Source organism: Pseudoalteromonas phenolica (assembly GCF_001444405.1).
GTDB classification, from domain to species: domain Bacteria; phylum Pseudomonadota; class Gammaproteobacteria; order Enterobacterales; family Alteromonadaceae; genus Pseudoalteromonas; species Pseudoalteromonas phenolica.
The window spans coordinates 591,817-606,206 of the sequence record NZ_CP013187.1; the positions used below are offsets into that span (position 1 = coordinate 591,817).

Here is a 14,390-nt window from a genome sequence, read left to right on the forward strand (position 1 = left end):
TGAGGTAGTCTATGCTTCCGGTGATCGCTCTTGTGGGGCGACCTAATGTGGGTAAATCCACTCTTTTTAACCGTTTAACACGCACACGTGATGCGTTAGTAGCGGACTTTCCTGGCCTAACGCGCGACCGTAAATATGGTCAAGCGAATTATGATGGCTATGAGTTTATCGTTGTTGATACGGGTGGTATCGATGGAAGCGAAGAAGGGATTGAAACCGAAATGGCTGAGCAGTCTCTGCTGGCCATTGAAGAAGCGGATATTGTTTTATTCTTAGTAGATGCTCGTGCCGGTATGAATGCTGCCGATCAGGCTATTGCGCAGCATTTACGTAAGCAAGAGAAAAAATGCTTTATCGTTGCGAATAAAACCGATGGTATTGATGCTGATTCTCATTGTGCTGAGTTTTATCAATTATCATTGGGTGATGTTCATCAAATTGCGGCAGCGCATGGTCGTGGTGTCACTCAGTTATTAGATCATACCTTACAGCCTGTTATTGCAGAACTTTCAGCCGAAGCTGAAGAGCTTGAGCAAGATGATGAAAGCTTAGCTGAGTTATACCTTGAAGGTGAAGATGGCGAGAAGCTAGAAGATGGCAAAACTGGTTTTGAAGATAAGCCAGTTAAGTTAGCTATTATTGGTCGCCCTAACGTTGGTAAATCTACGCTTACTAATCGTATTCTAGGTGAAGAGCGTGTGATTGTGTACGATATGCCGGGCACGACGCGTGACTCTGTTTATATCCCGATGACGCGCAATGAGAAAGAGTACGTCCTGATCGACACCGCAGGTGTGCGTAAACGTAAAAAAGTTAGCGATGTAGTCGAAAAGTTCTCAGTGATCAAAACGCTTAAAGCCATTGAAGATGCCAATGTAGTGTTATTGGTGGTTGATGCGCGTGAAGGTATTTCTGATCAAGACTTAAGCTTGTTAGGCTTTACCTTAAACGCGGGTCGTTCACTGGTCATTGCCATCAATAAGTGGGATGGTCTAGACGAATACGTAAAAGAGCGTATCAAAACTGAGTTAGACCGTCGTTTAGGATTCATCGATTTTGCTCGTTTACACTTTATCTCGGCACTACACGGTACGGGTGTAGGTCACTTATTTGAGTCTGTAGACGAAGCCTATGAGTCTGCGACTAAGCGTATTAGTACAGCAATGCTGCGTCGTATTATGGATATGGCACAGGCTGATCACCAGCCGCCACTCGTCCGTGGTCGTCGAGTGAAGTTAAAGTATGCGCACGCCGGTGGTTATAACCCACCACGTATCGTTATCCACGGTAACCAGGTAAATGACTTACCTGACAGCTACAAGCGTTACTTAATGAATTACTACCGTAAAGCGCTGGGCATTATGGGCACACCGATTAAGATTGAGTTTAAAGAAGGTGATAACCCGTATGCAGGTCGTAGTAACAAGATGACCTTATCGCAAAAGCGTAAGTTACGTGCTTTCTCTAAGGAGAGTCGTAACAAAGACAGTTAATATCTAACTGGCAATATAGACATGAAAAAAGGAGCTTGATGCTCCTTTTTTGTTAGTTAATAAAATTGGTATTATTAGCACATCTACTCATTGAGTAGGTGTGCGTATTTTTGACTAAACTTTGCTACTTTAGGGGCTACAACCACACTACAATAGCCCTGATTTGGGTTCTCATTAAAGTAGTCTTGGTGATACTGCTCAGCAGAGTAGAAAGTGACCGCAGGTGTTACCTCTGTGACAATTTTCTCGGCTAAATGAGGCTGCAACTGTGTGATGGCGTGTTCAGTTAGCTCAGCTTGTGCGTCATCGTGATAGAACACCGCACTACGATATTGCGTGCCCACGTCATTACCTTGACGGTTCAATTGAGTTGGGTCGTGCAAGGTGAAGAACATATCTAATAGTTGGCTGTAGCTAATGATATCAGCATCGAAGCTAAGTTGAACTACTTCAGCATGGCCGGTCATGCCTGTACAGATATCTTTGTAGGTAGGAGCGTCGGTTTGACCCCCCATGTAGCCAGATTCAACTTTATGAACGCCTTTGACGCGGCGAAACGCCGCATCAATACACCAGAAACAGCCACCGGCAAAGGTTGCAGTTGTATTGTTAGCCATGATTTTTCTCCTCTAAAGCGCGTGCTTGTTCAGCAATTTTTTGGCTTAAGAACTCAGGTGATTGAGTCTTACGCGCTAGTAATGAATAAGCGCAAGGAATAATAAATAGCGTCAGTATAGTTGCCACGCTTACACCTGCAAAAATAACCACACCAATTACCATACGACTTTCTGAGCCAGGGCCTGTCGCAAATACTAGTGGGATTGCACTCATTACCGTCGTCAGTGACGTCATGATAATAGGGCGCAGGCGTTGAACGGCAGCATCAACTAAAGCTTGCTCAAATTCGATACCTTTATCGCGTAACTGGTTGGCAAATTCAACAATAAGAATACCATTTTTAGCACTTAAACCAATTAGCATCACGATACCTATTTGACTGTAGATATTAAGACTGCTGTCGGTGATAAATAACCCATACATAGCGCCAACGAGACCAAGTGGTACGGTTAGCATGATCACCAGTGGGTGTACAAAACTTTCAAACTGAGCAGCAAGCACTAAGAAAGTCACGGTTAAAGCAAGCAGGAACACGTAAGTCATGGCTGACTCACCTTCATAAAACAGCTTAGATTCACCTTTATAATCTACTGCACCATCTATGTGGTTTTCTTCTGCAGCAACGGTGTTTAAAAAATCTAAAGCTTCGGCTAGCGTATACCCATCTGCAAGGTTTGCAGTAATGGTGATAGCACGCATACGGTTGTAACGATTTAAGCGTGAAGCTGTGGCTTCCTCTGTCACAGTGATCAAGCTATCTAGTGGGATCAATTCACCTGTACGAGACTTAACAAATATATCAGCAATGTCATTAGGCGCCGCGAAGTCTGCTTTAGTACCTTTCAATATCACATCGTATTCTTCACCGCGGTCAATAAAGGTGGTAACGCGACGTTGACCTAACATGGTTTCAAGGGTGCGACCAATATCACTTACCGACACACCTAAGTCTGCCGCTTTTAATTTATCAATGCTAACCAAAAACTGTGGGAAGGTTTCTTTGTAATCATGATCTAAACGCACGAGCCCTTTGTTCTGGCGAGCTTTGGCTAAGATTTTATCTCGCCATTCGACCAGCTCTTCGTAATCGTTACCTTGCAGTACAAACTCGATAGGACGTGACTGACCGCCGCCGCCAATACCTCGGCGCATAATAGCAAAAGCACGTACATCGGTGACTTCGCGCATCTTGCCACTGATCTCACCCATAACCTGCCAAGTTGAACGCTTGCGCTCGTCCCAATCTGGCATACCTACGATGGCAACACCCCCACGGCCACCCCAACCAGGAACACGCACTAGCACACGGCTTAGTTCACCCGCTTCAACATATGGCAGCAATCGCTCTTCAATCTTTGCCATATTTTCAGCGTTATTTTCGTAACTTGCGCCTTCAGGGCCATTCATCATCACAAAAAAAGTACCGCGGTCTTCTCTAGGTGTAAGTTCAGATGGAATTTGTTTCATAAGGGTATATGTTGCAAAACCTGCTAATACCAGTACAGCTAACAAGCTAAAGCGTCTGTTTAAGTTATCCTGTAGTACTTTACGGTAACCATTTTCAAGCTTAGTAAATTGTTTATCCATCCACTGGGTAAAGCGACTTTCACTACTACTAGGCTTAAGTACTTTGGAGCATAAAGCTGGTGACAGGGTCAGGGCTGTGACGCTTGAGAATACCACTGCGGCACTGGTTGCCATCGCGAACTCAGTAAAGAGTGCACCAATTCGACCATCCATAAATACCAAGGGTACAAACACAGAAACAAGAACAAGAGTTGTGGCTATGATGGCAAAACCTACCTCACGTGCGCCTCTAAATGCCGCTAAAAGTGGCGGCTCACCAAGCTCGATACGGCGATAAATGTTCTCGAGCATAACAATGGCATCGTCCACGACTAAACCTATTGCTAATACCAGAGCCAATAGAGTGAGTAAGTTGATTGAATAACCCATTGAGAGTAAGAACATAAAGGTAGCGATAAGCGCAACGGGCACAGTGACCGCAGGAATTAAAGTTGCACGAATGTTACCTAAGAAGATAAAGATCACTACCACAACTAAGCCCATAGCAATCGCAAGCGTACGATAAACTTCAGTGATAGATTCTCTAATGAAGATAGAAGAATCATAGCTATCCTGAATCGTCGTGCCTTCAGGCAGATTGCGCTTAATTTTCTCTAGTTCCTTACGGGCATTATCGACCACTTCGAGGGTATTGGCTTTGGCTTGCTTTACAATGCCCATACCGACCATGTTTTTACCGTTACCGCGGAATGTGCTTTCGTTGTCAGCGGCTTCAAGTAATACATCTGCTACTTCCCCAAGGCGGATTAAGTAACCTTGTTCGCCACGCTTAATAACAAGGTTATTAAAGTCTTCTTGGGTTTTGTAGCTACGGGTGATACGTACAGAAAAGTCGCGATCAAGAGATTCAATTTCACCTGCTGGGAGTTCCACGTTTTCACGGCGTAAAACCTGCTCTATGTCGCTTGAAGTAATACCGCGTGCTGCCATGGCTTTTCTGTCTAGCCAAATCTTCATGGCATATTGACGTTCACCACCGATGCGCACGTTAGAAACACCATCAACTACCGCAAGGCGATCGACAATGTAACGCTGAGCGTAATCAGATAACTCTAATGTGTTCATGGAGGTACTGTTGAGTACAAACCAAGCAATTGGGCTTTCATCTGAATTTGATTTGGACACTTCAGGCGGGCGAACTTGCTCGGGGAGTCTGTCTAAAGCGCGAGATACACGTTCGCGAACATCGTTTGCTGCAGCGTCGATATCTCTGTCAATATTAAATTCAATGGTGATGTTTGAACGGCCATTACGAGAGGATGAAGTAATACTCTTGATGCCTTCAATGCCTGAGATTCGATTTTCTAAAACCTGTGTGATCTTAGTTTCCACGACTTCACTTGAAGCACCAGTGTAACTTGTTGAAACGCTGACAATTGGTGTCTCTATATCCGGATACTCTCGCAGTGGTAGCATGGTAAATGCCACGATACCAAACGTGAGTAACAGTAGGTTGATTACAATTGCAAAAACGGGGCGTTTTACCGCGGTATCTGTAATTCTCACTCGATCACCCCTGTGTCGTTACTGAAGAACCAGGACGAATTTTAATAGTGCCTTCTGTGATCACTTGCTGACCCGCTTCTAAACCACTTTTAATGGCGACCCAGCCATGAAAACGTTCAAGTAACTCGACTTTAACTTGCTGCGCTTTATTTTCATCGTCAATGATATATACAAAGTGGTTATCCTGACGCGGGATAATGCTTTTTTCTGGCACCATGAGTGCTTCAATACGGCCCAGTTCCAGTGCCACTTGCATTAACATACCTGGGCGTAATAGGTTAGCTTCATTTTCAAAACTCGCAGTGACAGATACGCTACGTGTTGCTTGGTTGATACGCGGTTCAATATGCGTTACTTCGCCTGTGAAAGGCGAGTTAGGGTAAGCATCAGATAAGGCTGAGACCTGCATACCTTGAGTTAATTGAGCCAAATATTTTTCAGGCACCTGAAAGTCAACTTTGATAATGCTGATATCATCCAAGGTTGTGAAAGGGGTGTTATTATTTACGAAGCTACCGATATCGACTAAACGTTTGCCTAGTACGCCAGAAAAGGGGGCTTTAATAATCATCTCCTGCAGTTTTGACTCAGCATTAGCGAGTTTAGCTTGCAGAGCATCTACCTCAGAAGCTTGCTCTTCTAATTGAGACTGCGCTGCTGATTGAGCGCGAGCAAGCTCTTGCAAGCGTTTTAGCTGGCGCTGTTGCTCTTTTAAATTAATTTTCAGCTCTTTGACGGTTAAACGTTCTTGTTTATCGCGAAGGGTGGCAAGCACTTGCCCCGCTTTTACAAATTCACCATCTTCGAATGCAAGAGACTCTATATAATCACTTTGTGCGCTGATGATGTTGATGGCTTGGTTTGCTCTGGCTGTACCAACGGCATCAATATTGATACTTTTGATATCCGTGCTAATAGTATGCGCAGTTACTTGGGTTGCAGGGCGAGACGAAGGCCCTGTTTTACTATGACTGACCGGTAAATAAAAATAACCACTGATAGCGATAAGCATTAAAATTAAGACGGGAAAAAGAACTTTACCTGATTGCTTGTTATACATGTTGTTCGACCACTGCTAATGTTGAGCTCAGTTTACAATCTTTATACGATCGGAAAATGAGTATGGTCGTATTAATTTGTGTGTTGAACGAAAATTAAATCTTAGTTATGTGCTTGTACCGATTATGTTTTATGGATGTAAAGATGAAACCAAATAAAAAATGCCCGAGGTGTGAGAAAATCAGAAAGCTTATTTTTTGGACTGTACTAATGTTTATCTTTTATTTTGGTTTTTATAATGGCTGAATCAAGTAAGTATGTGTTCCTAAGGGCGTCAGCCAACCGATTTAGCATAGAGTTCATGTTAGTAGGCGGTATTGCTATTGCCATTGTCATGTTATTTGTCACGCTCAGAGCGACACCGATCAGTATTATTGAAATCGTGTTTGTTGCTACCGCAATTATGGCGGTGATTTTAGGCTTTTTGAAAAGCAGAGAACCCTTTTACAGTTTTCGGTTGGATAATAGAAAAATTACCTACTATCATAAAGTTGGTGAGTGGTGTATCGATACATCTAACCTTTCATCTATTGGAGTGCCTGTAGCAACCGATGGTTTTGAGCAAGTCGAACTGAATGCTGTAGGTATAAAGATCAAAGATGAAGCATGCTTCTTAAACGCTTTACACCCACGATTAGCGTGTAAATTATTAATTGAACAGCGGCATATTTTTTTACAAGCTGTTAAAATGCATTGCAAATCCGGCTCTTGCCCATCAAAATGGCTTGTTGAACCAAGTGAGTTCCAGGCGGGCACGGGTCAAATTTATACCGGTTTAATCGCCATGTTCGCAAATCGGATGCAACATTTACACACGTTGACAGGTTATCATTTGTTGCTACCTGCAAATGTGTTAGATAGGGACATATGGGATTTTTCAAACCTATTGAACCACTGGAAACTAAATCCAGAAATGGTGGTCCAAGAATTGCTAGATAAACAGGCCACCGTTGCAAGAAGTAACAGGAACGATTCATGAGTACAGAAAGAGCCTTTATTAAAAGTGGTCGTAATACCATTATTCATAAAGAAAAGAAGCTCGACCTAGTCATTGTAAACGGTGAGGCACACCCAAAAATTAAAGTAACTGCGAATGGACTTGTGCCATTTAAAGAAGAACTGCCAAGAAACCGACGAGAAGGTAAAGAGCGTTATTTAGAAGTTGTTCAAGTCGCAAGTGCCGATGTTTTTGGGGAAGTAAAACGTTTGTTGTTTATCCAAGCGCTTGATGGCCGCGAATACAAAGTCGATTATAGTAAGATCGGAACCAAATTATTTGTGCGTATACATCAAGATAGCTATCTCTAATTCTATTAGGAGCGTCTATGTTGCGTCGAGCATCTTTAAGTGTTGTAGCGAGTTTTTTACTTTTAGGATGTGGCGGTGGAGGCTCCGACTCCAATGATACCGTTGAAAATGCCAGTGTGAATGCTGGCGCAGATTTTAGTGTTGAAGAAAAAGCAGAGTTTACTTTATCTGCAGTAGGCTCACCTTCTGGCGGAACGTATACTTGGCAAGTGATGGAAGGCCCTGCAATGGAAGGGTTTCCGAAAGAAGGTCAAGAACATAAACTTGCTGCGCCAGATGTAAAAACAGACACCTCAGCGACCTTGAAAGTCGAGTATCTCGCACCGAGTGGTGTATTAGTTTCTGACATGGTCACTATTTCAATTGGCTCTCGAAATCAGCTCCCTATTCCTCATATAAAAAAGACCTTACCTGACAGTGATGTACTGCAATATAAAGATGAAATTACATTAAGTGCTGATGAATCAATCGATCCGGATGAGAACGGCAAAATCATTGAGTACTTATGGGAGCAAGTAAGCGGCCCAGAGCTTACCTTTGAGCGTAATGATCAAGTGACTCTAAAGTTTATTCACCCTTTGTTATCTACAAATGATACTGCACGCTTTAAATTAACCATCACTGATGATGAAAGCGGGCAAGGTAGTACAGAGTTTTCTTTGACACTGTATAAAAACGCCCAAGTGGTTTTTGCTGATGCAGGCGAAGACATAAAAGTCATCGAGTTTGATAAAGGTGAGTTGAATGCCACCGCGAGTTTATCGTCATCAGGTGAATACACGTGTATGTGGGAACAATTAGAGCGACCAAAAACTCAACTAGAAGAATTAATTTCAGATCCAGCCTTATGCCAAACCACATTTACTGCACCTGATGTGGATATCGCTTCAATCTTAAAGTTTCAAGTAACTGTATCAGAACCAGGTGGTTTTACTGATAAAGATGATATGGAAGTGAGTGTACAAAGGCGTGCTGTGGGCGAAAATTTAAACGACACGGGTCAACAACGCTGTTTTGATAGCGAAGCAGTTATAGAGTGTGAGAGTGATGTTTACCCTAAGCAAGATGCAGAGCTTGGTCGTGATAGTTTCGTACAGAATGAGGGGAAAACAGGCGCAGGCCTTGCGTCTTTTGATTTTACGAAATTAGATGAAAATGCCAGACCCATTACTGACAGTTCAACCAGTGATTTCAGCTGTGTTAAGGACAACAACACAGGACTGATTTGGGAGGTAAAACAACCTAATACTGCAACTCCTCCAAGTACCACATTGCGCGATACTCGAAATACCTACACCTGGTTTTTAAGGAATTACCCGAATGGTCATCGAGGGGTTGATGCATCAACTTGCCCAAATACCATCTATTGTGATGCACAACAGTATATTGATGATGTAAATGCGACTAACTATTGTGGTGGCCGAAACTGGCGTTTGCCAACCTTTACTGAGTTAATGGGAATTTTTAATTATGGTGAAGTATCTGGAAGCTCTTATGTATTAGATCCTAATTATTTCCCTGCTATTGCGAATCCTGCGTGGACAAGGGAAAACCCAAGCGACAAGGGCACTAGCTTTTACTGGACTTCACAAATCAGTATTGAGGGTGCAACTGATAACTCAAATTTAATCGAGTCATATGCTTTCGATATGCAGACGGGTGAAACGGTAGAGTTAGAACACACAACTAAGGCTTATATTCGATTAGTGAGAGAGGTGTCGAACAATGGTAACTAAAAATACATCATTACTGCCTATTTTATTTATGAGCCTTGGTGTTTCAGCACAAGTATGTATTAGTGAAGCAACAAACCCTGTAGGTTTTATCGAACCGGGCGAACGTTTTGAAATTAACGAGGCGGAAGGCGTGGTGCTGGATAGAAGCACGGGTCTTATGTGGCAACAATGCGAAGTAGGCCTAAATTATAATTCAAATAATAAAACCTGCATTGGCAGTACTCAGAAACTCACTTGGCAACAGTCTTTGCTTGAAGCAAACGATAACAGTCATGCCGGTTTTACAGATTGGCACGTACCTAACATTAAAGAGTTGGCAAGTATTATTGATCATAGCTGTGCATCACCTGCATTACCTCAACTGGAAATAGGGGTTTTACTCTTTAGTAATGAGTTAATCAGTGGTGAGGAGGGAGATTATTGGTCCAGCACAACGGTCACACTTGAGCCTGAATATGCATGGACGTTCCAAGTTTCTGATGGAAAGAACAGGTATCTCAAAAAAACGCAGACTGGTCGATTAAGGCTGGTACGTTACGCAAAATAGATTTAGCTTCAAGAGAGAATTTGCTAATCTGTGCGCCTTAATTATATGGGGCTTTATTTTGCGACACTTGTTTAAATCACTGTTATTAACAACGCTGTTTTCTGGTTCAGTTTGGGCCAGTGATAAATGTGATGTTGAGCTTGACCATGGCTTGATCATCACTGATTCAGTGATCCGTATTGTCGATAAAGGTCAAACTCGTGTTCAAATCAATCATGACGAACAGTTGCTCATTAAAGGTTATTATATTCAACTTAGCGATGAAGAAACTAAAGTTCTTAGAGAATATGCGTTAGGTATTCGAGATACGGTTCCTGAGCTTGTAAGCCTTGCAACAGATGGTGTAAATCTTGGACTAAGTGCCATTGAACAAATCGTTGAAGGCATGTCTGATAAAGAACCTGAAGTGCTTAAAACGCAATTACAATACGTTGAACGGGCGCTAATGGATAAGTTTAAACGTGGTGATGATTTCTTTTTTATCGCCCCCCAATCTCTGTCTAAAATAGATGACTTCTTTACGCAAGAAATCAGTCAAAAAATCCACTCAGCAATTCATGGGTCTTTAGGCTCCATCTTAGTGTCATTGGGCGATGCGTTTAAATCTCGTGAAGGCAATATCGAAGACCGTATTACTGACATGGGTCAGCGGATGGAGATCATCTCCAAAGAAATTGATAAGTCTTTAAAAAAGAAAGCTGAACAACTAGAAGACAAAGCTGAAGAGTATTGCGAGTGCTTAAATTCATTGGATGAGACAGAAGCGCGTTTACAAGCCATTGTTCCAAGTTTAAAAGCGTATGATTTAGTTAGGATCAGGGCGACTAAATAATCTGAACCCTTGATAATAAACTCATCTCCTGCGGCAACATTCAATATAGATCCTTAAATGAAGAAAATGGGCTTAGAGAGTTTTTTATTCATTAAAATAAAATTTGAGTGCATTGTTAAAACTGAGTTTTTGCCAAAGTGCAGTGTCGTTCACTAATTGTTTGTAACCTTGCCACACCTTTAAATAACTTTCTCGTATTAAACACACAGGATAGTTTGAAGCAAACATCACCCGATCTTCACCAAAGTATGCTAATAAAAGCTTTAATTTAGCCGATGGCTCTAAAGCAGGCTCGCAATGTTCTTGGCCTGAAAACTTGATATATATGTTATTTGCTTCTTTTAATAATGATAAAGCTTCTGTGTAATCATGAAGGTTATTGATAAAGCCTGCGTGATTAACAACAATTTTGAAACCAGGATTAAGTGTAGCGATCTTGACCAACTCTTGTACCGCATCAAGGTGACATAACTCAAACTGCGCTTCAAAGACTAAGTTGAGTTCGGCAAGCATGTTCAGGTTTTTTTTGGTGTTATCAGACAATAACCTAAGATAATCTTGGCCTTCAGTGATATCACGAATACCAATGAAGTTAGGTGCTGAGAGTAGCTCGGTTAACTGCTGCTTAAAGATAGCTGGTTCACTGTCAATTTGGATATAGCTAATGGCCTTAAAATGGATTTGTCTTGGCGTGCTATTGGCTAGCCAATCAAGTTCAGTGCGAGGTTTTGCGTTGTTAAACCCTGCTTCAATATGCACAAATCGTTGTACGTTAAACTCAAGATTAGCGAGATCCGCATAGTGATGATGCTGCTTAATTTTATCAAGGTTCGGCCAGTTTGGGCCTGAGCCGTGAGTGAGCCAATGATATTGACCCAAACTTAAGTCAAAAAAGTGTAAGTGTGGATCAATTATCTGCATCATTGTGCTGTATAGCCCCCATCTATGCTTTGTAGGCTGCCTGTGATAAAGCTAGCATCATCAGACAATAAAAATGCGGTGAGTGCAGCAACTTCATGAGCTTGGCCCAATCGACCTAATGGCTGCAGTTGCGCTTCTTCAGCCACGATTTCTGCTTTGCTAGCACCGCTCTTTGCACAGTACTTATCAATAGCATGGTGGAATAGCGGGGTTTCTATTGTGCCTGGACACACAGCATTAGCGCGAATATTGAACTTTGCATAATCAAGTGCCGTGGTTTTTGCCATTGAAGCTAATGATGACTTAGTAAGATTATACGCAAACGAGTTCGGTTTACCTATTATGGCTTGGTCGGATGCCATTAACACTATCGCACCGTTATGTTGTGCTTTCATGCTCGGTAAAACTGCTTGAATAGCCGCATAAGCGCCTTTTACATTCAAGTTAAATAGCGCGTCTAATGTAGCTTCATCGGTATCTTCGATGGTGGCACTTAAATGCTTGCCGGCATTTGAAACTAGGGCGTCAACACGACCTGTTTGCGTAATAATTTCAGCAATACACTGCTTTACTGTTTCGACACAACTTACATCACACTCCACGAAACTGCCAACCTCAGAAGGGGCAATATCGAGATTAAAGACTTGGTAGTTTTCTGATAGCAGCTTTTCAACAACGGCGAGGCCGATGCCAAAGCTGCCACCTGTTACGATGGCAACTTTATTCATAATAAGTTATTCAATCTAAAATTAGTGACCACAGCCGCCTGCACCGTGAACATGACCGTGAGATAACTCTTCAGCCGTTGCTTCACGCACAGATACCACTTCAACATCAAATGTCAGTGTTTTACCTGCAAAAGGGTGGTTTAAATCGCAGTCAGCGTTAAAACGGCCAACTTTTACAATGCTTACTTGGTGGCGGCCTTGGTTTGATTCAACAATCGCACTCATGCCTGGCTTCCATACTTTGTTGTTGCCTAAGCCTTGTAAATGTTTAATTGGAATACGTTGAATTAAACCTTCTTGGTACTCGCCATAGCTGTCTTTTGGTTCAAGTGTCACACTGAACTTGTCGCCTACTGCTTTGCCTTCAAGCGCCGCTTCAAGACCTGGTAGCATGCCTTCAGTGCCATGAAGGTAAGTTAATGGTTCTGCATTTGTGCTTGTTTCAATCTGTTCACCGGCTTCACTTAACGTGTAGTGAAACTCAACAGCCGTATCTTTAGTAATTTGCATGTTTTTCTCTCTTATCTCAGTTTGGTGCTCATTTTACGTGAGCAAACCATGAAGTGCGAGTGTTAAGGAGAAGTATTCGGTTTTACGAGTTGCTCCAACTCAGATAAAAATTTTTTCGGCTCTGGTTTTTTTGGTGTTTTTGCAGGTCTTGGTAAATGCAGCACCAGCTTTTTTCCAGGTTTAAGCAAGCTGGAGCTTTTTAGATTATTCCATGTTAACAAGTCTTTGACGGGCACATTGAATTGTTTACTGATCTCCCAAAGCGAGTCACCATTTTGAATGATGTATTCATGCTCCATGGTTAATACGGGCTTTTTTTCTTCTTGAGCAAGATAGGGACTTACTTGGTATTCAAGCATTAAGTTATCGAGCGGTTGTGCTTTTTTTATTTTTAATACTTCGCCAACTTTTAAGAGAGTCGTTTGTTTATTATTGAGTGCCATTAACGTATTGACCGAAGTATTAAAACGACGTGCTAAACCGTAAAAGGTATCGTTTTTGACTACGGTATAAGTCTGGCTAAAATAGCGCTGAAAAAACTCACTTTGCCATAGCTGTTTTTCGGTTAGGGGTAATAATATTTTATGGGGGCCTTCAGGGGCACTTTGATGTTGTAGGTACCCTGGGTTTAGACGGTGGAGCTGATTCTTACTGACGCCAGTGAGTGAGGCAAGCACTGAAAAGTCAAAACGCTGAGCAAAATCGACCTCGCTGGTTAAGGCGTAATTGGGCAACTTAGGCACCTTAAACTTAGGATGTTTGGCTTGAAGTAAATAGCTTAAAGCGAGCAATTTTGGCACATAGTCGGCAGTCTCTGAAGGGAGTTTTAGCTGCCAAAAGTAGCCTTGCTTTCCCTGTTTTTTGCTTTGTCTAATGGCTTTTTTTACTCGGCCTTCTCCGGTGTTATAGGCTGCGAGCGCATGTAACCAATCACCATTAAAGCGCTGGTAAAGGTAAACTAAATAATCTAAGGCGGCATCAGTTGACGCTAACACGTCTTGTCTGCCGTCGTACCACTCATCGGTTGTTACACCAAAATGGTAAGCGGTGCTATCCATCAACTGCCATATACCCACAGCACTTTGGCTCGAGTGCACCTTTGGTCTAAAGTCACTCTCAACAAAGGGCAGTAATACCATATCCATGGGTAAACCCTTTTGTTTTATTTTTTGCGTGATATGAAACAGATACGGTTTTGCACGTTTGTTTACTTTCAACAAGTAATCGGGTTGCTTTAAATACCAGTCAATACGTTTTTGCAAGCGAGGTGTCGGCACTATGTCAAACGCTAAGTTTGCAATAACTTCTTGCCATAGATCATCATAAACGATTGGTTTTGAATCAGACGTGATATCGGAGTCGATATTTTTGTCTGTTCTGTTCGCTTCTGTTTCAGGCTTATATTCAGGCGTAGATTGGTTAAATAGTGCTGCGATTTCATGGGGTTTTGCAGAGTTGTTTTGGCTAGGCGAAGAAGTGCTTTGGCATGCCGTTAATACTAGCAACCCAATACATAATAAACTGCTTCTTAGATGTATTTTCATA

13 protein-coding genes are annotated in these 14,390 nt (G+C 42.2%); 6 read left to right on the forward strand and 7 right to left on the reverse strand.

Annotation, left to right across the window (positions count from 1 at the left end; all coding sequences use genetic code 11):
• The first annotated feature begins 11 nt into the window (after positions 1-11).
• Positions 12-1,493 (forward strand): ribosome biogenesis GTPase Der, encoded by a 1,482-nt coding sequence (der, locus tag PP2015_RS02625; protein WP_058028798.1) that lies wholly within the window; start codon positions 12-14, stop codon positions 1,491-1,493.
• Between the two features lie 83 nt (positions 1,494-1,576).
• Here the strand turns inward: der and msrA are convergent, their stop codons facing one another.
• Genes msrA through PP2015_RS02640 form a run of 3 tightly spaced genes read right to left on the reverse strand, consistent with a single transcriptional unit; the run spans position 1,577 to position 6,264 of the window.
• Positions 1,577-2,110, reverse strand: coding sequence for a peptide-methionine (S)-S-oxide reductase MsrA (gene msrA, locus PP2015_RS02630; RefSeq protein ID WP_058028799.1), 534 nt, complete (start codon positions 2,108-2,110; stop codon positions 1,577-1,579).
• A complete protein-coding gene (locus PP2015_RS02635; protein ID WP_058028800.1) occupies positions 2,103-5,204 on the reverse strand; it encodes an efflux RND transporter permease subunit in 3,102 nt (1,033 codons plus the stop codon). The genes msrA and PP2015_RS02635 overlap by 8 nt, the downstream gene beginning before the upstream one ends.
• Positions 5,205-5,208: 4 nt before the next feature.
• Positions 5,209-6,264: an efflux RND transporter periplasmic adaptor subunit gene (locus PP2015_RS02640; protein WP_058028801.1), complete on the reverse strand. Its 1,056-nt coding sequence runs from the start codon at positions 6,262-6,264 to the stop codon at positions 5,209-5,211.
• A 237-nt stretch (positions 6,265-6,501) separates the two neighbouring features.
• On the opposite strand from PP2015_RS02640, the gene PP2015_RS02645 reads away from it, so the two are divergent.
• Genes PP2015_RS02645 through PP2015_RS02665 form a run of 5 tightly spaced genes read left to right on the forward strand, consistent with a single transcriptional unit; the run spans position 6,502 to position 10,686 of the window.
• Positions 6,502-7,242 (forward strand): DUF2982 domain-containing protein, encoded by a 741-nt coding sequence (locus PP2015_RS02645; protein WP_058028802.1) that lies wholly within the window; start codon positions 6,502-6,504, stop codon positions 7,240-7,242.
• Positions 7,239-7,571: a hypothetical protein gene (locus PP2015_RS02650; protein WP_058028803.1), complete on the forward strand. Its 333-nt coding sequence runs from the start codon at positions 7,239-7,241 to the stop codon at positions 7,569-7,571. Before PP2015_RS02645 ends, PP2015_RS02650 begins: the two co-directional genes overlap by 4 nt.
• Positions 7,572-7,588: 17 nt before the next feature.
• Positions 7,589-9,307 (forward strand): Lcl C-terminal domain-containing protein, encoded by a 1,719-nt coding sequence (locus tag PP2015_RS02655; RefSeq protein ID WP_058028804.1) that lies wholly within the window; start codon positions 7,589-7,591, stop codon positions 9,305-9,307.
• The gene (locus PP2015_RS02660; protein WP_058028805.1) at positions 9,297-9,854 is read left to right on the forward strand and encodes an Lcl C-terminal domain-containing protein; all 558 of its coding nucleotides are present in this window, start codon (positions 9,297-9,299) and stop codon (positions 9,852-9,854) included. The genes PP2015_RS02655 and PP2015_RS02660 overlap by 11 nt, the downstream gene beginning before the upstream one ends.
• Before the next feature lie 55 nt (positions 9,855-9,909).
• Entirely contained in the window at positions 9,910-10,686 is a 777-nt protein-coding gene (locus tag PP2015_RS02665; RefSeq protein ID WP_405127329.1) for a YggN family protein, read from the forward strand.
• A gap of 84 nt (positions 10,687-10,770) precedes the next feature.
• Here PP2015_RS02665 and PP2015_RS02670 read toward each other — a convergent pair whose 3' ends face one another.
• The 4 genes from PP2015_RS02670 to PP2015_RS02685 all read right to left on the reverse strand — a co-directional run bounded on the left by PP2015_RS02670 (position 10,771) and on the right by PP2015_RS02685 (position 14,389).
• Positions 10,771-11,610 (reverse strand): amidohydrolase family protein, encoded by an 840-nt coding sequence (locus tag PP2015_RS02670; RefSeq protein WP_058028807.1) that lies wholly within the window; start codon positions 11,608-11,610, stop codon positions 10,771-10,773.
• Positions 11,607-12,335, reverse strand: coding sequence for an SDR family NAD(P)-dependent oxidoreductase (locus PP2015_RS02675; RefSeq protein ID WP_058028808.1), 729 nt, complete (start codon positions 12,333-12,335; stop codon positions 11,607-11,609). The genes PP2015_RS02670 and PP2015_RS02675 overlap by 4 nt, the downstream gene beginning before the upstream one ends.
• 21 nt (positions 12,336-12,356) lie before the next feature.
• A complete protein-coding gene (locus tag PP2015_RS02680) occupies positions 12,357-12,845 on the reverse strand; it encodes an FKBP-type peptidyl-prolyl cis-trans isomerase (RefSeq protein ID WP_058028809.1) in 489 nt (162 codons plus the stop codon).
• A 62-nt stretch (positions 12,846-12,907) separates the two neighbouring features.
• Positions 12,908-14,389 carry a LysM peptidoglycan-binding domain-containing protein gene (locus PP2015_RS02685; protein WP_058028810.1) on the reverse strand — a complete coding sequence of 494 codons (1,482 nt, stop codon included), beginning with the start codon at positions 14,387-14,389 and terminating at the stop codon, positions 12,908-12,910.
• Position 14,390 lies beyond the last annotated feature (1 nt).